Source organism: Solobacterium moorei (genome assembly GCF_036323475.1).
GTDB classification, from domain to species: Bacteria; Bacillota_I; Bacilli_A; order Erysipelotrichales; family Erysipelotrichaceae; genus Bulleidia; species Bulleidia moorei.
Map to the genome: position 1 here is coordinate 1,111,852 of NZ_AP028934.1, position 17,277 is coordinate 1,129,128.

The window sequence follows — 17,277 nt, forward strand, 5'->3', positions numbered from 1 at the left end:
TTTATTTTAAAATAAAATGTAACCGTTTCCAAACCTGTAAACAGATATATCCTATACAACGAGGAGGTTCTAAGACATGTTGAAAGGTATAGCAGCATCACAGGGAATTGCAATTGCGAAAGTATATAAGTTGGAACAACCAGTTCTAAAGATTGTACAGACAAGCGCAAATCCAGAGGAAGAATTAAAGAAGTTGGATAGTGCATTTACGAAGACAATCTCTGATATTGAACAGATTAAAGAAGTCGCATCAAAGACATTGGCAGAAGAAGAATTAGCTATTTTTGATGCGCACCTTATGATGATAGGTGATCCTGAATTCCGTAGTTCTATCGAAAATGAAATTACATCTAATTCAGTAAACGCAGAATACGCAGCTGATTGTGTATCAAAGATGATGATTTCCATGTTTGAAAGCATGGATGATGAATACATGCGTGCAAGAGCAGCAGATATCAAAGACGTATCATTCCGTTTACTCTGCAACATCACAGGTAATGAAATTCCTAATCTAAGTACACTAAGTGAACCAGTGGTTGTGGTTGCCAAGGACTTAACACCATCTGATACAGGTTCCTTAAATAAGGAATTCGCAAAGGGATTTGCGACTGAAATCGGCGGACGTACAAGTCACAGTGCTATCATGGCTCGTTCCTTAGAGATTCCTGCTATCGTTGGTGTAACTGATATCTTACGTACATTAAAATCTGGGGATCTAGTTATCTTAGATGCGATCAATGGTGAAGTTATCACAGATCCAACCGAGGAACAGATTGCTGAATATACAAAACGTGCTGAAGAGTTCCGTGCAAACAAGGAAGCTCTTAAAGCATTAAAGGATAAACCATCCGTATCTGTGGATGGTCATAAGGTTGAACTGGTTGGTAATATCGGTTCACCAGCTGACGTTGACGCAGTAAACGCAAACGGGGGTGAAGGTGTAGGCCTATTCCGTACAGAATTCCTCTACATGAAGAGTGAAAATGATTTTCCTAATGAAGATACACAGTTTGCGGCTTATAAGGCTGTTCTGGAAGGTATGAATGGCAAGCAAGTTGTTATCCGTACACTTGATATCGGTGGTGATAAGAAGTTAAGCTACTATCAGTTTGAAGAAGAGATGAACCCATTCTTAGGTGTTCGTGCTGTTCGTTTCTGCTTATCACGTAAGGATATCTTCCGGGTTCAGTTACGTGCATTGTTACGTGCTTCTGCATTTGGTAAGTTATGTATCATGTTCCCAATGATTGCAACTGTTGCGGAATTCCGTGAAGCAAAGTCTGTATATGATGAAGAACGTGCTAAGCTAATCGCTGAGGGTGTAACTGTTGGTGATGTTCAAGTTGGTATCATGATTGAGATTCCTGCAGCAGCAGTACTTGCAGATCAGCTGGCGAAGGAAGCAGATTTCTTCTCTATCGGTACAAACGACTTGATACAGTACTCTATGGCTGCTGACCGTATGAGTCAACCAGTATCTTATCTCTATCAGCCATTAAACCCATCTGTATTACGTTTAATCAAGATGGCTATTGATGGTGCACATAAAGAAGGTAAGTGGTGTGGTATGTGTGGTGAAATGGCTGGCGATGAGTTAGCTGCACCAGTATTACTTGGTTTAGGATTAGATGAGTTCTCTATGAGTGCTACATCGATTTTACCAGCACGTAAGATTATCAACTCCTTAAGTTATGCAGAGATGAAGGAACTAGCTGATAAGGCTGTCGCTTCCTCTACAGAAGCAGAAGTTGTAGAACTGATTAAGAACACAATTTCAAAGTAATGTAATATAAAAAACACTGTATAAGCGAATCAACTTATGCAGCGTTTTTTTAATATATGATAAAGTATTTAAGTGCGGTCTGGCTGCAAACTTGGAACATAGAATTCTTTTAAGTCATCTAAACGTAAGCAACCTAATGATTTACCAAATACACATCCACAATCGATGTGATAGATTTGTTTATTCTTACCTATAGCAATTTTCCCTTGGTATTCATCGCCATAACGAAAGGTTGGTGTGTGACCAACAATCATCGTTGTATCGTTGAAGGGATTTGCATCCAATCCTATCTTCTCCCATACGAGGATATGATGTGGTACAGAGGCGACGATAGTTGTAGGCTTCATATACTCTTCGCTAAGACCTGCGTGAACGAATAGGAATTTTTTACCGTGAACGGTTAATTCCTTATAGTACGGACAGTTTTCAAGATAGAGTTTGATGTCATAACATTCATGATAATCTAAATCCATGAATTGATCAGAAGTGATGAGTCCTCCATTACGTAATGTCCATCTTAGGTAATCATCATCTGCACGTTGTGCACGAAAATCTCGTTTACAGTCAATCATGTATTGAGCATATTTTAATAGCCATACATCGTGATTGCCCATGATGAGATGCATATTCTTGCTGGAGATAATCTTTTGAAGTAACTCCATCGACTTTGGACCACGGTCGCAAACATCACCAACGATCCATAGTTCATCATAATCACTAAAAGATATCAAATCTAACATCTGCATAAATTCATCATAGCAACCATGTATATCACTCATTACATATATCGACATCTGTAGTAACTCCTAATGCAAATATCATATCACAAACAGGGTATAGGGATACGGTTTATGGTTACACTTCAATTGTTTTTTCTTCACAATAGGGCACAGTTTTGGTATAATATCAACGGCTATTTTTATGAAAGAAGGTATTGAATATGGGAAGAGCGCATGAAGTCCGTGCAGCCTCAATGGCAAAGACTGCTGCAATTAAATCAAAGTTATATTCACGTTTTGGAAAGGAATTATATATCGCTGCTAAGAGTGGTGTTCCTGATCCAGATATGAATCTTTCTTTAAAGAGAAAGATTGCTGAAGCAAAATCCAACCAGGTACCTGCCGATGTTATTAAGAGAGCAATCGACAAAGCAAAGGGTGGAACAGACGAAAACTACGCAGAAGCACGCTATGAAGGATTTGGTCCTGGTAACTCTACAGTCATCGTAGATTGCTTAACAGATAATACAAATCGTTCTATGACAGAAGTTAAGACAGCATTCAATAAATCAAAGGGTGCTAAGATGGTTAACGCTGGTGGTGTTTCTTATAACTATGAATCAGTTGGTTTATTCGTATTTAATTATGCGGATGAAGACGCAATGCTTGAAGCTTTATTAGAAGCAGAAGTTGATGTAACTGATCTTACAATTGAAGATGGTGTTATGACTGTTAAGACAGCATTCACTGATTTTGGTAAGGCACAGGATGCGATTGAAAAATTATTACCAAACATTGAATTTGAAACATGTGAAACAACAATGTTACCAAATGAATATGTAACACTTACAGATCCTGAAGAAATTGAAGCGTTCCATAAGTTAATGGATATGCTCAATGAAGCAGATGATGTAAATAAGGTTTATCATAACGCTATCATCAACGAATAACATGCATGAATACTCTTCCTAATTGGAAGAGTTTTTCTTTCGTCAGGCTTGTGCTACTATGAATGCAGAGGAAATGATATGACGAGAATACTACTTGTGGAAGATGATTTTGCGATTGTTCACTCCTTACAGGAATATCTCAATCTAGAGGGGTTTAGCTCAGATTATGCGAGTGGACAAAAAGAAGCGGAACAACTACTAAAGACAAAACAATATCAATTATTGTTACTGGATGTTTCTTTAAAAGATGGTGATGGCTTTGCGGTATGTAATATGGCGCAGAAGATTCAATTACCAGTCATCTTTTTAAGTGCATCTTCAGACGAGGAAACGGTTGTAAGAGGATTAAACCTTGGTGCAGATGACTACATCACCAAACCATTCCGTCCAAAGGAGTTGCTTTCTCGCATCAAGAATGTCTTGCGTCGTCATACAGGCCATCAAACAATCATCCTTTTGGATGAGATACAGGTTGATATTGAAAAGGCAATCGTAAAAAAGAAGGAAAAAGAAATTAATTTATCCGCATTGGAATATAAGCTACTCACACTTTTTATTGATCATCGTGGCAAGTTACTTACAAGAGATCAACTTTTGGATGAGATATGGAATATCGCTGGTGATTTTGTAAATGATAATACGATAACGGTATACATTAAACGCTTGCGTGAGAAGATTGAAGATGATCCTACAAATCCCAAAATCATTAAAACAGTACGTGGACTAGGATACAGGATGGACTAATATGAAGTATTTACGTAATCAAGATATTCTTCGTGAGATATTCATATCTTTTGTGATTGGTGTTGTATGTATGATCAGCACATATCCACTAATTGGTGAATATGCAATACTATTTCTGCTTTTGACGCTTATTCTTATTGGAATCCATTATTATTTCTCTATCAAGCGTTATCAACAAATTGCACAACTCAGTTTATCATTAGACAAAGTACTACATGGTAATGCGATTCAAATTAATGACCACTATGAAGGAGAATTATCTATTCTCAGTGATGAGATATCAAAGATGATAACCAAACTCAATGAACAAACAGAACTACTACAAAAAGATAAAGTACGTTTAACCAATGCAATCGCAGATATCTTTCATCAAATGCGAACACCACTTACATCGATTAACTTATCGCTAACGGTCTTAAATGATGAACATCTTTCCGCTGATAAAGCACTCTATTATCGTAGAGATATCAAGAAACAACTAGAAAAAATACAATGGTTGATTGAGACGTTACTTAAGATGTCTAAAATCGATGCGAAGACGGCTATCTTCCATCGACAAGAAATACTTGTAAAAGATATCCTAACAAAGGCAATGGAACCATTCGCAATTCCAATGGAATTAAAAGAACAAAAATCGATTCTAAGTTGTACAAATGAAAAGATGTTCGTGGATAATCAATGGATGATGGAAGCCTTCGGTAATCTAATTAAGAATGCAGTGGAGCATACACCAGATGGTGGCACAATTCAACTTATCGCAAGTGAAAATCCGTTATATACAGAGGTCATCATTCAAGATAACGGCGAAGGTATTCCTGAAGAAGATATTCCATATATGTTTGAACGCTTCTATAAAGGCAAGAACGCAAAACCTGAAAGTGTAGGCATTGGTCTAGCATTTGCACGTATGATCATCACTGCACAAAACGGTACAATTAGTGTTAAAAACAATCCAGATGGCGGAGCTTGCTTTAGTGTACGTTTTTATAAACAAATCATTTGATCCTGTGAAAACAGGATTTTTAAATCTTACAAACTGTCATCGTTGTGTCACATTTACTTTTTATACTGTAGATATAGGGAGGGTTTTCATATGGAAGTTTTACGTATTGAGCACTTAACAAAAATCTATGGAAAAGGGGAAAATGAAGTGAAAGCCTTGGATAATGTTTCATTTACAGTTGAACAAGGTGAGTTTGTGGCAATTATTGGTCCATCAGGATCAGGGAAATCAACACTATTACATATGCTTGGAGGAGTTGATAAGCCAACACGTGGAAAAGTGTTTGTAGGTGGGCAAGATGTTTACGCACAAAACGAAGAACAGCTTGCAATATTCCGGCGTAGAAAAGTTGGTTTAATTTATCAATTCTACAATTTAATTCCTGTGCTAAATGCAGAAGAGAATATCACATTACCAGTATTGATGGATGGAAAAGAAGTGAATCAAGAACGCCTTGAAGAGTTATTAAATGTGTTAAATCTACAAGAAAGACGTACAAATCTACCAAACCAACTCTCTGGTGGTCAACAACAACGTTTATCCATCGGTAGAGCACTCATGAACGCTCCGGCAATCGTACTTGCGGATGAACCGACAGGAAACCTTGATAGTAAAAATAGCCAAGAAATTGTAGAACTATTAAAGCTATCAAATAAGAAATACCAACAGACTATGATCATCATTACTCACGATGAAAGTATTGCCTTACAAGCAGATCGCATTATCTCGATCGAAGATGGAAAGATTACAAGAGACGAAAGAATTCGTGAGGTGTAATGATGAGTATATTTACAAAACTTACACAACGCTATCTTTCCAAGAATAAAACGAGAACGATTGTAACTCTGATTGGTATTATTGTATCCATGGCTTTATTTACCGCAGTCATTGAAGGTGCATACAGTGGCTATGAGTTCTTAAAAAATCGTGAGATTGCCGTAACGGGTGAATGGCAAGTCATCCTAAATGAAGTTGATGAAAAAGGCTTAGAAGAAGCGAAGGAAAACCAACAAATTGTAAAATACGAAAACGTGTATACGCTTGGTTGGGCGGCTGTTGATAATGAAAACGATGGTAAACCATATCTTCTTGTACAATCTTTAGGAGATACACAACATGCATTATTCCCAATCAATTTAGTTTCAGGACGTATGCCTGAAAAGCAAGATGAAATCCTATTACCAGAAAACTTTATTGCAAATGCAAAAGAGAAGTATCAAGTAGGTGATACGATTACTTTAGAAACTGGACAACGCTACTTAGAAACAGAAAAACTCAGTGAAAATAATCCTTATCTAGAAAAAGAGAGTTTGAAGAATACAACAGAACATACGTTTACCATTGTGGGTATCATGGAACGTTTGCCATTTGAGATTGAAGAGTTCTCTTGTCCTGGGTATACATGCATTACAAATGGTTTTCACACAGATAGTCAGAAACTATTCTTAACAATTCAGTCACCAAGTAAAATGCAGGAATTCTTAATGCGTCAAACGATTTCAGATTCTTATGTTCCACATTCTGATTTATTACGCTTTTACGGCGCATTTAAAGCAAGTGGAGAACGTTCCGTACTAATTGGTTTAACAACAATACTAGTACTACTCATTGCGTATGGTTCCATTTCGCTCATTTATAATTCGTTCTCAATTTCCATCAGTGAAAGAATTCGTCAGTTTGGTATTATGAAATCAGTTGGCGCATCCAATCGACAGATCCATCGTATGGTTCTTTTTGAAGCATTTCTACTCGCAATCATCGGTATTGTTTTTGGCGTTATTGTTGGATGCGTTGGCATTGGCATTACACTTGCTTGGGTTCAAAATAACTTCATTGTGAATCTCGCAAATAAAGTTGGCACAGGTTTACGTTTAGTTATTAGTCCATTACCGATTCTTATCGCAGTAGTGATATGTTTAGTAACGACGATTGTTGCGGCATATATTCCAGCATATAAAGCAATTCATAAATCTGCGATTGAAGCAATTCGTCAAAGTGATGAAATCATCATTAAACCTAACGAGGTAAAGACATCAAAGCTTACCCAGAAATTATTTGGATTTGCTGGTGTAATGGCAACTAAGAATTTTAAACGTAATAAACGAAAGTATCGTTCAACAATACTTTCCTTGGCGTTAAGTGTCATTCTATTCATCTCTGCTGCATCATTAACGCGGTATGTAAATAAGATGTTATTGATAGAGAATAGTAATGATCACAAGATAAATGTCATGTATAATGCCTGCGTAGATGAACAAGAAGATGTTGAGCAACGATTCAATGTCATTAAGACGATTCCTGAAATTCAAAATATCGCAATTACTCAGAAAATCTTTGATGAAGTCTATATTCAACGTAATTACATTGCGTCTGAATATTGGACGGCAGAAAACCAACAGAATCTACGCCGTATCAAAGATGCGGTAGGTGTGAGTGTTGAACTTGTTTTTGTAGATGATGATACATTTAAGAATTTGTGTAAGCAAAATAGAGTTGATTCATCCAGTTATTTTGATGAAAGCCATCCAAAGGGACTATTGTACAATTACGTTGTGCAATACTTTATGAGAGACGGAAAGGCACTTAAAAGAGATGTTTCAGTGATAGATTCAAAGGGAAAAGATGTGCCGATGTTTGTTCGCGAATACAAAGAAATAGAGGGGTATGTGAGTTTATATGAGCCATATATCAAAAATGGAAAGCAGTACTATCTCTTCTATCCGATAGGGTATATTGAAGAAATGAAAGGTTTTGAAAACTTAGACATGCGTAAAGCAAAACTCTATCCAGTTGAAGAAATTGATATTGATATTCCACTTGTGGCAGGTGCACAAATTGAAGAGAATCTATTTACATTAAATCGTAATACAATGCAGCTAATCTATCCAAGAAGTATGGCAACGACACTATTTGCAAATACAGACGCAAGTTATATAAAACGATTATCTAATCCGGAGATTGGCATACAAACAGATAAACATGCTAGTGTTGCACAACAACTAGAAAAGATTAAAAAGGATAATGGTTGGAGTGCAGATACAATCTTTGACTTTGACCGTGAACGTCAAAACAACCGTATGTTTATTTTAGTGATTAATGTATTCTCGTATGGCTTTATTCTCCTAATTGGTGTAATAGCGATTGCGAATGTATTTAATACAATTTCCACAAACATTATTCTTCGACGGAAAGAATTTGCGATGTTACGATCGGTTGGTATGTCTGAGAAAGGCTTCCAAAGAATGCTTAATTATGAGTGTTTGATCTATGGTTGTCGAAGCTTGGCCATTGGTCTTCCGATTTCGTTTGTCATTTCATTCTTTGTTTATCGAGTGATAAACCAAATGATACAAGTCGATTACATCATTCCTTATGTCAGTATACTACTAGCAATCGCCATGGTATTTGTAGTTGTGTTTATCACCATGTTGTATACAACAAGAAAGATACGTAGAAATAATGTGATTGAAGAATTACGTATTGAAAATATTTAGTGTAACTCTAGAAGGTACTACGGTACCTTCTTTTCAATGAAAAGAACATTAGTGTTACCTAATGTTCTGATGAGATATAGTGAGCACCACTAATTTCTAATTTTAATAAATGTTTTCTTTCTTCACTTGGTAATACACTGGTATAGAGTAGGGTACTACGGTATTCCAGTGTTCTCCATGGGAATGGTACATCTGCAAACTTACTGCAGATACGCATATCTTCCTTACGCATGTCATGGAGCCATTTCTTACCGGTATCATTGAAGGCAAGAATACGTAAGTGGTCAAGTGCTGGTAGACGTTGTGCTTCGTATTTCGTTAACTGTACCATCGCTTGTAAGATACTACGACGAATACGGTTGCTGGTGTAACGATAGGTTGTGGCATCCTGTAAGAAGCCTTCATACGTATCGTTATCTGCTGCACATTTACGCAAGTGATTTTCGATTCCTTCGTTAAATAAGAATAAATCTTCTAATTGCTTACGAGAAGAAGTTAGTAAGTATGTACGCAAGTAAGGATAGAATTGTTCAGGATAAACCAGTGTACTTTCTTTGAGTATTTCTTCTATTGGTGTCGAACTTGCTAGACTCTCATTGTTTTTGAGTGCTTTACGAATCGCTAAGGCACTTGCGTTTTCAGAAATTTCTGGATTAAGATAACCGCTTGTGCGCTGTACGATAACTGGTTGAATATTAGAGCCTTTTAAATATTTTAAATAAGAAACAGCTAGAATATCATTTGGTTCCATAGAACCTGTTAAAAGACTATATGCACGAGGGAAAGACATGCCTGTCTGCATGCTTTCTCTTAAGTTATCTGGATTGAGAGATGTATCCGCGATTTCTTGTAGGTTTTCTAAATTCGCACACTCACTACCAAAGGAGATGTAGTCAACTTTCGCAATCTTTAAAAGTTCCACAGCACCATACGCAAACTTAGAAGCACTTTGGGTTGCGTAAAAATATGGTAGTTCAATTACTAGATCAACACCATTTTCAATCGCTACCTTGGCACGTTTCCACTTATCAATGATTGCAGGTTCTCCACGCTGTACGAAGTTACCAGACATAACAGCGATAACCATATCACAACCACTTTGTTTTCTTGCTTGTTCGATTTGATAGCGGTGTCCATTATGGAATGGATTGTATTCCGCTATGATTCCACATACTTTCATTTCTCAAAATTCCTTTACAGTTGATATGATACAATGAAATCAATCAAACAAGAAAGGATATTTCTTTATGACAGAACTAATTTATAAAATCATAAAACCTGAAACAGAAGTGAAGGCAACACTTGTTTGTGTACATGGTATGCAAGAACATCATGCTCGTTATATTTCCTTTGCAAGAGAGTTATCTAAGCAAGGGGTTGCAGTATTAATTTATGACTTACCAGGTCATGGCGAGGCTTTTAAGGATGAACTAGGATACTTTGCGGATCAAAATGGCGATGAAGTACTGATTCAATCCGTAGACATGATGGTTAAGAAGCTACATGCGGAATACCCAGATGTACCACATTTCTTATTTGGACATTCCATGGGTTCTATCATTGTTCGTTTATATCTAGAACGTAATGATGATTTTGCTGGTGTGATTCTGTGTGGAGCACCAAACTATCAACCAGCAGCCAGTTTTGGTAAGAAACTTGCACAGTTACTTGTAAAGCTCAAAGGTCCTAAATCTAAGACCAAACTATTAACAATACTAAGCCTTGGTGCATTTAGTAAATCTGTAAAGAATGCAAAGACACCAATTGATTGGTTATCCTATAATGAAGAAAACGTACAAGAATACCTAAATGATGAATTATGTGGTGTGCCTTTTACAGATGCAGCTAACCGTGACTTATTTACAATGGTAAGTCACTTACATCATTCATTTACAGCAAAGAATACATCTTTGCCAATTCTATTTATTAGTGGTGAAGATGATCCGTGTACTGGTGGAACGCTAGGGTTAGTAGATAGTATCTCGACATTGCAGAAAAATGGATATGCAAATATTGAAAACATTACTTTTACAAAAATGCGTCATGAGATTCTCAATGAGAAGGAGAATCATCTTGTAATCGAAGAGATTATTAAATTTATTTGTCAGAATCAATAAAAGATTTGGCACAAATATTTTCTGAAAGAAAAGGTTAAGAGGGTATTTTCCATCAATTTTTCGCTTTTACAAGCGTTTTTCGGGGGATATTTGATTGACTTTGAAGTGCGGTTTGTTATAATTTATAAGCGTTAACGAGCGAGGAGACTGCCGTGAAGTGGACAAAAACAGAGTTGCTGCGTGATTTGCAGAATGTAGATTTTGACGAAGATGTAGTAATAAAGAATGATGAACTGAAAAATGACAGCGGAATCTTATCTGTTGAAGATGTTCACGTTGAAGGTCACGGATATATCGACGATGAGGATGATCGCTTCTATGTAGATATGCATATTACAGGCACAATGATTTGTCCTGATGCTATTACAAATGAACCGATTGAAGTTCCTCTAGATGTCGAAAGTCAAGAAACATATGTCTTTGAAGAAACTGATGAAGATGGGGTACGCCTCGTTACCAGTGAAGTCGTTGATCTGATGCCTGCAGTGATAGATGCTATCCTGTTGGAGGTACCACTTCAAGTGACTGAAGCAGTAGAGGGTGAATATCCGCATGGCGATGGCTGGCAGATATTTACAGAAGCTGAGTATCAGGAAAGCCGGAAAGATCAATTGGATCCGCGTCTGGCAGGACTGAAGCAATTCAAAAATGAATAGTAGGAGGTGCTAGACAATGGCTGTACAACAGAGAAGAAATTCTAAGACGAGAAAGAACAAGAGAAGAACACATTACAAGTTAAATGTACCTACACTCGTAAAGAATGCTGCAGGTGAATACGTTCGCCCACACCATGAAGGTTCTTACGTTAAGGAAACAACAGAATCCAAATAAAGTTGGAAATAAAGATGCTGAATTGGCATCTTTTTTTCTGCTTTATTTATGTGAAAATATCTACTAATTCATATTACAAATCGTATAATTAGAATAAATAATATTTCTACTTTTTTATAGGAGAACTTTCATGTTAGACAATAAAGGTTTTGATGTGTGGGCTGAAGAATATGACACTTCAGTTAAATTATCAAATAAAGAAAACACGTATCCTTTTGCGGGTTATAACAAAATCATTTATAAAATCTATAAAACTGTGATATCCAAGCCAAACGCAACTGTACTAGATATAGGATTTGGGACAGGTACGTTAACACAGAAACTCTATAGCTATGGATGTGATATTTATGGTCAAGATTTTTCGTTAAGAATGATAGAACTGGCTTCTAATAAAATGCCGAATGCTAGTCTGTATCGGGGAGACTTTACAAAAGGAATAGTTGATAAATTGAAACAACATTCCTATGATTTTATCATCGCAACATATTCCATTCATCATCTTAAAGAAGCAGAGAAAATTAAATTTCTTCATGAATTATTAAGTCTGTTAAGCGAAAATGGAATGATTTTAATTGGAGATGTCATGTTCGAAACTCAGGAACAATTGGAAAAATGCAGACAAGATCTATTAGGCAAATGGGACTATGATGAATTTTATTGTGTTGTTTCTGATTTACGAAAAGAGTTTCCAAATTTACAATTTGAGCGTATTTCATTCTGTTCTGGGATCATTTCATTATTAAAGTAATGAGATATGATAGTATTTCATGTTGAAATGATTTACAACTTGTATTTTGTTATTCACTGAGAAGATTTCATTCTTCTCTTTCTATTGCTATATAAGAAGTCGTTTGTTAAAGTCTATTTGAATTAAGGAGTTCCTATGAGTGTAAGAGCGGAAGTATTAAATATATTAGAGCGTGTATTTCGTCAAAATGGTTTTGCATCTTTACTTTTAAGAAGGGCAAATATCTCGAAAGAGGAGATGGGCCTTGCAAGTGAGATCATATATGGAACGATACGTAATAAAACACTATTAGAGGAACAGTGGCGTCCGTTTACCAAACATGTAAAGCCAAGAGTGGTTGCTTTACTCAATATGAGTGTGTATCAGTTACTGTTTTTGGATAGTATTCCTTCCTATGCCGTCATCTTTGAGGCAGTAGAGCTTGCTGGTAAATCGGAGAAGGAATTTGTAAATGCTGTCCTTCGTAAGGTACAAGTAGCGGGATTAAGAAAGCCTGCAGGCAATACGATTGAAGAACTTGCGGTTTTAACTTCTCATCCACTTTGGATTTTACAGCTATGGAAGGCTCACTATAGCTTTGAAACAATGAAGGAGATTGCCTTACATAATCAGGAACCATCACTTGTATATGGTAGAGTGAATACCTTGAAGTGTAAGAAAACGGAGATTGCTCAAATGCCGGATGTACGCATGCTAGAGGATGATTGTTTCTTTTATGCAGGTATCTTACAAAGAACAGAACTATTTTCAAAGGGAATGGTTTTGATTCAAGATCGTCACTCACAAAAAGTAGTGCGTAAATTAGATGTTTTACCTGGTATGCAAGTATTAGATGCTTGTGCTGCACCAGGTACAAAGACACAGCAGATTGCTTGCTTAATGAAGAATCAAGGCAAGATAATCGCTACAGATTTGTATGAAGCGCGTTGCAATCTGATTGATGAATTAATGAATCGTACAGGTGTATCTATTGTTAGTACACAGCAGAATGACGCAACAATCACAGGTAAATTTCCGAAGGAAAGTTTTGATCGTATTTTGATTGATGCACCTTGTTCTGGGCTAGGGGACTTATCCCACAAGCCAGAGATTCGCTGGCATCTAGAACCTACATCAATCGATGAACTTGTGCGCACACAAGAAGCGATACTAGATGCCAACGCGGAGTATTTACGTGTTGGTGGAATCCTTGTGTATAGTACCTGTACGTTAAATCGTAAGGAAAATGAACAACAAATCAAAAAGTTCTTAGTGAAGCATCCTAACTATGGCTTGTTAGAAGAAGAAACTCTATTCCCAATGGAAAACGATGCGGATGGCTTTTATTACGCAAAATTAAAGCGTAATCAATAGGGTTATTCGCGTTTGAAACATTGGATAACATATCGAGAAATTAGTGTGATTGTGGTAATATATTAACTATGCAAAGTATATATGATTTAAATATAAAGATGGCGACAGATATGCTCGCTGAAAAAGGACAAAAATCTTATCGTGCAAAGCAATTATTTCAATGGCTTTATCGTAAGCGTGTGGGTTCATTCCAAGAGATGACTGATATGCCTGCGAGTCTATTAGAAGAACTTGCACAGGAATATTCGATTGAACCTGTTAAGGAAATTACGCGTCAGGTGGCTCGTGATGGAACTACTAAATATCTTTTCCAGCTGGCAGATGGTTCCTCTGTTGAAACAGTTTTGATGCATTTCCACTTTGGGGAAAGTTTATGTGTAACAAGTCAGCTTGGTTGTAACATGGGCTGTACTTTTTGTGCGTCTGGCTTATTAAAGAAACAGCGTGATTTAACAGCTGGTGAAATCGTTGGACAGGTTATGTTTATCCAGAAGGAACTCGACAAAATAGGTAAGCGTGTTGATAATGTCGTTATCATGGGTACAGGTGAGCCATTTGATAACTATGATAATGTGATGCGTTTTTGTGAGATTATCAATAGTGATTTAGGTCTAGCAATAGGAGCAAGACATATCACAATTAGTACCTGCGGTATCGTTCCACGTATTAAGGATTTTGCCAAGGGTCATTATCAATATAACCTAGCAATCTCTCTACATGCGCCTAATGATGAATTACGTCGCAAATTAATGCCTATTGATCAAGCATATCCTTTGGATGTCTTGATGGATGCATTACATGAATATAGTGAAGGTAACAATCGTCGTATTACGTTTGAATATATCTTATTACATGGGGTAAATGATACAGATGCACATGCGATACAGCTAGCGAATTTGATTCGTGGTATGAATGCATATGTGAATCTCATTCCATATAACCAAGTGGATGAGAACGGGTATGTTTCGACGAATGAAAAAGTCGCATTGCATTTCTATGATGTACTCATGAAACATGGTGTAAAAGCTACCTTGCGTTCTAAACATGGCGATGATATTGATGCGGCCTGTGGTCAGCTTCGCGCAAAACATGAAAAGGGTAAACTTTAAACATGAAATACTATGGAATAACAGATAAAGGATTGGTGCGTAAAAGTAACCAAGATAGTTATGTCATTGCGACAAATGTAGCGGGTGAAGTATTCGCGATTGTCGCAGATGGTATAGGCGGAAATTTAGGTGGGGATATTGCCAGTAGAATGGCGGTAGCCCATTTTTCGCGTGTATTCTCTGAGACAGAGCAATTTCGAGATGTGGATGAAGTAAAACAATGGTTGAATCGTGAAGTGAAAATCTGTAATTCCGCAATCTTCGATTATGGGAAACAACATGTAGACCTTAAGGGAATGGGTACAACATTATGTGCTGCTTTGATTACACATATTGGTATCTTTATTGTAAATATTGGAGATTCTCGTGCATATGCATGGTGGCATGCAGGTAAGATGAAACAGTTAACTGTCGATCATACACTTGTTAATGATATGTTAATGCATAACGAGATTACACCTGAGGAAGCCAAAACATTCCCACGTCGTAATGTTTTGACCAATGCACTAGGTGTTTGGGAAGATGTAAAGTGTGATATTACACATCATATCGAGAAGATTGATGGCTTACTTTTATGTAGTGATGGCCTACATGGCTATGTGTCAGAAAAGACAGTGTTACGCGTTGTGATTGATCCACATAAAGATCCTTCCTTACGTGCACGTAAGTTAATTAAACTAGCTTTAGAAGCTGGTGGTTTTGATAATACAACGGTTATCTTATTAGACTTTGTTGGAGGCTACACACTATGAACAAAAAGAATGTAGTCGCTAACCGTTATGAAGTTGTACAGCATATTGGACAAGGTGGTATGGCTGATGTATTTTTGGCTATCGATACCATTTTAAATCGTCACGTCGCAATCAAGATTTTACGCTCTGATCAAAGTACAGACGCGATTAGTATCTTACGTTTTGAACGTGAAGCACAGGCTGCCACAACATTAGCGCATCCAAATATTGTAGAAATCTATGACGTTGGTGAGTATAAGAATCATCACTATATCGTCATGGAATATGTGGATGGTAAGACGTTGAAGAAAGTGATTCGCGACCGTGCACCTTTATTAAATCTAGAAGCAGTCGATACGATGAAGCAGTTAACTTCTGCAGTTGCGGAAGCACATAAGCGTGGTATCATTCACCGGGATATTAAACCACAGAACGTCATTGTTAAGTCTGATGGTTCTTTGAAGATTTTGGATTTTGGTATCGCAACTGCCAAGGGTAGTGCACAATTAACACAGGCAAATAATGTTATGGGTTCTGTTCATTACTTAGCTCCAGAGCTTGCGAAGGGTGAACCAGCATCTCCACAATCAGATATCTATGCTTTAGGTATTGTATTCTATGAGATGTTAACAGGGGATGTTCCTTTTAAGGCAGACCAAGCTATACAGATTGCACTACAACATATGAGAGAGCCTATGCCAAGTGTACGTAAAGCGAATCCAAATGTTCCACAATCTGTAGAAAATATCATTATCCGTGCAACTGCGAAGAATCCAAAGCTACGTTATCAAAGCTGTGATGAAATGTTGAATGACCTAGAAAAGTGCATGTCACCAGAACATCAAAATGACAAGCCTTTTAGTCTGAATGATCCCATTGATAAGACACCAACCAAACAAGAAAAAGAAGATATAAAAGCAGGGATGACGAGAAGTACATCTCTTTCACGCATTGCGAATAAACGTACCAAAATCTATATCACCGCAATCTTAGTATTATTTGCGATGTTTGCGGTGATTGCTGGTTTATTCTTGGCAGGAATTCTACCACCGAAATCAAAGAATGTTACAGTTCCTAATGTATCAAATATGGATGTTGCACAAGCAACTGCAGCCCTTCAGGAACAAGACCTTGAAGTCGATCAAGATGATATTACATACCAGTTGTCGAAAGATAGTATTGAAGGGGTTGTCATTGGCACAGAACCTGCTAGTTCTAGTGAAGTAGAGCGTCATTCCAAGGTGAAACTCATTGTATCTAGTGGCGTTGGTCAAGAGATGCCAAACTATGTTGGGAAAAATATTGATGATGTAAAGGCATCACCACCTTCTGCGATTCACTTAATTGAGAAAGAAGAACAGAGTGATAAGAAACCTGGAACGATTATTCGCCAAGAAGGTGTTGCGGCTGGAGAGCTTTATGATACAGCAGGTGAAACAGATCTGACACTATACTATGTGCCATATATAAAGGTTACAATTCCAGCAGATATTATTGGTAAACCGATTGAAGATGCGACAGCACAATTAGAAGCTATGGGAGTAACTGTCGTACGTGCACACCGTGATACATCTGCGTTACCGCAGAGTGAAATTGATAAAATCAAAGTTGGTACTGTCATTGAGACAATGCCAGCTGCAGGTAGCGAATATACACAGAAAAAGGATAGTTATGTCACATTATACTTTTACTAAG

At 37.1% G+C, this 17,277-nt stretch carries 16 protein-coding genes; 14 read left to right on the forward strand and 2 right to left on the reverse strand.

Annotation, left to right across the window (positions count from 1 at the left end; genetic code table 11):
• The first annotated feature begins 76 nt into the window (after positions 1-76).
• Positions 77-1,783, forward strand: coding sequence for a phosphoenolpyruvate--protein phosphotransferase (ptsP, locus tag RGT18_RS05615; RefSeq protein WP_028077236.1), 1,707 nt, complete (start codon positions 77-79; stop codon positions 1,781-1,783).
• A 68-nt stretch (positions 1,784-1,851) separates the two neighbouring features.
• On the opposite strand, the gene RGT18_RS05620 is transcribed toward ptsP, so the two are convergent.
• Positions 1,852-2,577: a metallophosphoesterase family protein gene (locus RGT18_RS05620; RefSeq protein WP_028077237.1), complete on the reverse strand. Its 726-nt coding sequence runs from the start codon at positions 2,575-2,577 to the stop codon at positions 1,852-1,854.
• A gap of 146 nt (positions 2,578-2,723) precedes the next feature.
• Between RGT18_RS05620 and RGT18_RS05625 the strand changes: the two genes are divergently transcribed.
• From RGT18_RS05625 to RGT18_RS05645, 5 genes are all read left to right on the forward strand, one after another.
• Positions 2,724-3,452, forward strand: a complete 729-nt coding sequence (locus tag RGT18_RS05625) for a YebC/PmpR family DNA-binding transcriptional regulator (protein WP_006525403.1) — start codon at positions 2,724-2,726, stop codon at positions 3,450-3,452.
• A gap of 78 nt (positions 3,453-3,530) precedes the next feature.
• Positions 3,531-4,196 carry a response regulator transcription factor gene (locus RGT18_RS05630; RefSeq protein ID WP_028077238.1) on the forward strand — a complete coding sequence of 222 codons (666 nt, stop codon included), beginning with the start codon at positions 3,531-3,533 and terminating at the stop codon, positions 4,194-4,196.
• A gap of 1 nt (position 4,197) precedes the next feature.
• Positions 4,198-5,199 carry a sensor histidine kinase gene (locus RGT18_RS05635; RefSeq protein ID WP_028077239.1) on the forward strand — a complete coding sequence of 334 codons (1,002 nt, stop codon included), beginning with the start codon at positions 4,198-4,200 and terminating at the stop codon, positions 5,197-5,199.
• A 90-nt stretch (positions 5,200-5,289) separates the two neighbouring features.
• On the forward strand, positions 5,290-5,976 hold the full coding sequence (locus RGT18_RS05640) for an ABC transporter ATP-binding protein (protein WP_028077240.1): 687 nt from the start codon (positions 5,290-5,292) through the stop codon (positions 5,974-5,976).
• A 2-nt stretch (positions 5,977-5,978) separates the two neighbouring features.
• Entirely contained in the window at positions 5,979-8,693 is a 2,715-nt protein-coding gene (locus RGT18_RS05645; RefSeq protein WP_037403203.1) for an ABC transporter permease, read from the forward strand.
• Between the two features lie 58 nt (positions 8,694-8,751).
• On the opposite strand, the gene RGT18_RS05650 is transcribed toward RGT18_RS05645, so the two are convergent.
• Positions 8,752-9,873, reverse strand: a complete 1,122-nt coding sequence (locus RGT18_RS05650) for a tRNA(Met) cytidine acetate ligase (protein ID WP_028077242.1) — start codon at positions 9,871-9,873, stop codon at positions 8,752-8,754.
• A 67-nt stretch (positions 9,874-9,940) separates the two neighbouring features.
• On the opposite strand from RGT18_RS05650, the gene RGT18_RS05655 reads away from it, so the two are divergent.
• The 8 genes from RGT18_RS05655 (at position 9,941) to pknB (ending at position 17,276) form a co-directional block, all read left to right on the forward strand.
• Positions 9,941-10,810, forward strand: coding sequence for an alpha/beta fold hydrolase (locus RGT18_RS05655; protein WP_028077243.1), 870 nt, complete (start codon positions 9,941-9,943; stop codon positions 10,808-10,810).
• A gap of 152 nt (positions 10,811-10,962) precedes the next feature.
• Positions 10,963-11,466 (forward strand): YceD family protein, encoded by a 504-nt coding sequence (locus RGT18_RS05660; RefSeq protein WP_028077244.1) that lies wholly within the window; start codon positions 10,963-10,965, stop codon positions 11,464-11,466.
• A 16-nt stretch (positions 11,467-11,482) separates the two neighbouring features.
• Positions 11,483-11,641: a 50S ribosomal protein L32 gene (gene rpmF, locus RGT18_RS05665; RefSeq protein ID WP_006525411.1), complete on the forward strand. Its 159-nt coding sequence runs from the start codon at positions 11,483-11,485 to the stop codon at positions 11,639-11,641.
• A 130-nt stretch (positions 11,642-11,771) separates the two neighbouring features.
• The gene (locus RGT18_RS05670; RefSeq protein WP_028077245.1) at positions 11,772-12,389 is read left to right on the forward strand and encodes a class I SAM-dependent methyltransferase; all 618 of its coding nucleotides are present in this window, start codon (positions 11,772-11,774) and stop codon (positions 12,387-12,389) included.
• Between the two features lie 135 nt (positions 12,390-12,524).
• Positions 12,525-13,742 (forward strand): 16S rRNA (cytosine(967)-C(5))-methyltransferase RsmB, encoded by a 1,218-nt coding sequence (gene rsmB, locus RGT18_RS05675; protein WP_028077246.1) that lies wholly within the window; start codon positions 12,525-12,527, stop codon positions 13,740-13,742.
• A gap of 68 nt (positions 13,743-13,810) precedes the next feature.
• The gene (rlmN, locus tag RGT18_RS05680) at positions 13,811-14,851 is read left to right on the forward strand and encodes a dual-specificity RNA methyltransferase RlmN (RefSeq protein ID WP_028077247.1); all 1,041 of its coding nucleotides are present in this window, start codon (positions 13,811-13,813) and stop codon (positions 14,849-14,851) included.
• A 2-nt stretch (positions 14,852-14,853) separates the two neighbouring features.
• A complete protein-coding gene (locus RGT18_RS05685; protein WP_006525415.1) occupies positions 14,854-15,603 on the forward strand; it encodes a Stp1/IreP family PP2C-type Ser/Thr phosphatase in 750 nt (249 codons plus the stop codon).
• Positions 15,600-17,276: a Stk1 family PASTA domain-containing Ser/Thr kinase gene (gene pknB / locus RGT18_RS05690; protein ID WP_028077248.1), complete on the forward strand. Its 1,677-nt coding sequence runs from the start codon at positions 15,600-15,602 to the stop codon at positions 17,274-17,276. The genes RGT18_RS05685 and pknB overlap by 4 nt, the downstream gene beginning before the upstream one ends.
• The last annotated feature ends 1 nt before the right edge of the window (position 17,277 follow it).

Excerpts from the sequence above, each read along its gene's own strand:
- rlmN (WP_028077247.1), top strand. The coding sequence starts at position 13,811 with ATGCAAAGTATATATGATTTAAATATAAAGATGGCGACAGATATGCTC.
- RGT18_RS05630 (WP_028077238.1), top strand. The coding sequence starts at position 3,531 with ATGACGAGAATACTACTTGTGGAAGATGATTTTGCGATTGTTCACTCC.
- RGT18_RS05625 (WP_006525403.1), top strand. The coding sequence starts at position 2,724 with ATGGGAAGAGCGCATGAAGTCCGTGCAGCCTCAATGGCAAAGACTGCT.
- RGT18_RS05670 (WP_028077245.1), top strand. The coding sequence starts at position 11,772 with ATGTTAGACAATAAAGGTTTTGATGTGTGGGCTGAAGAATATGACACT.
- RGT18_RS05685 (WP_006525415.1), top strand. The coding sequence starts at position 14,854 with ATGAAATACTATGGAATAACAGATAAAGGATTGGTGCGTAAAAGTAAC.
- ptsP (WP_028077236.1), top strand. The coding sequence starts at position 77 with ATGTTGAAAGGTATAGCAGCATCACAGGGAATTGCAATTGCGAAAGTA.
- RGT18_RS05650 (WP_028077242.1), bottom strand. The coding sequence starts at position 9,873 with ATGAAAGTATGTGGAATCATAGCGGAATACAATCCATTCCATAATGGA.
- RGT18_RS05655 (WP_028077243.1), top strand. The coding sequence starts at position 9,941 with ATGACAGAACTAATTTATAAAATCATAAAACCTGAAACAGAAGTGAAG.
- rpmF (WP_006525411.1), top strand. The coding sequence starts at position 11,483 with ATGGCTGTACAACAGAGAAGAAATTCTAAGACGAGAAAGAACAAGAGA.
- pknB (WP_028077248.1), top strand. The coding sequence starts at position 15,600 with ATGAACAAAAAGAATGTAGTCGCTAACCGTTATGAAGTTGTACAGCAT.
- rsmB (WP_028077246.1), top strand. The coding sequence starts at position 12,525 with ATGAGTGTAAGAGCGGAAGTATTAAATATATTAGAGCGTGTATTTCGT.
- RGT18_RS05635 (WP_028077239.1), top strand. The coding sequence starts at position 4,198 with ATGAAGTATTTACGTAATCAAGATATTCTTCGTGAGATATTCATATCT.
- RGT18_RS05645 (WP_037403203.1), top strand. The coding sequence starts at position 5,979 with ATGAGTATATTTACAAAACTTACACAACGCTATCTTTCCAAGAATAAA.
- RGT18_RS05620 (WP_028077237.1), bottom strand. The coding sequence starts at position 2,577 with ATGTCGATATATGTAATGAGTGATATACATGGTTGCTATGATGAATTT.
- RGT18_RS05640 (WP_028077240.1), top strand. The coding sequence starts at position 5,290 with ATGGAAGTTTTACGTATTGAGCACTTAACAAAAATCTATGGAAAAGGG.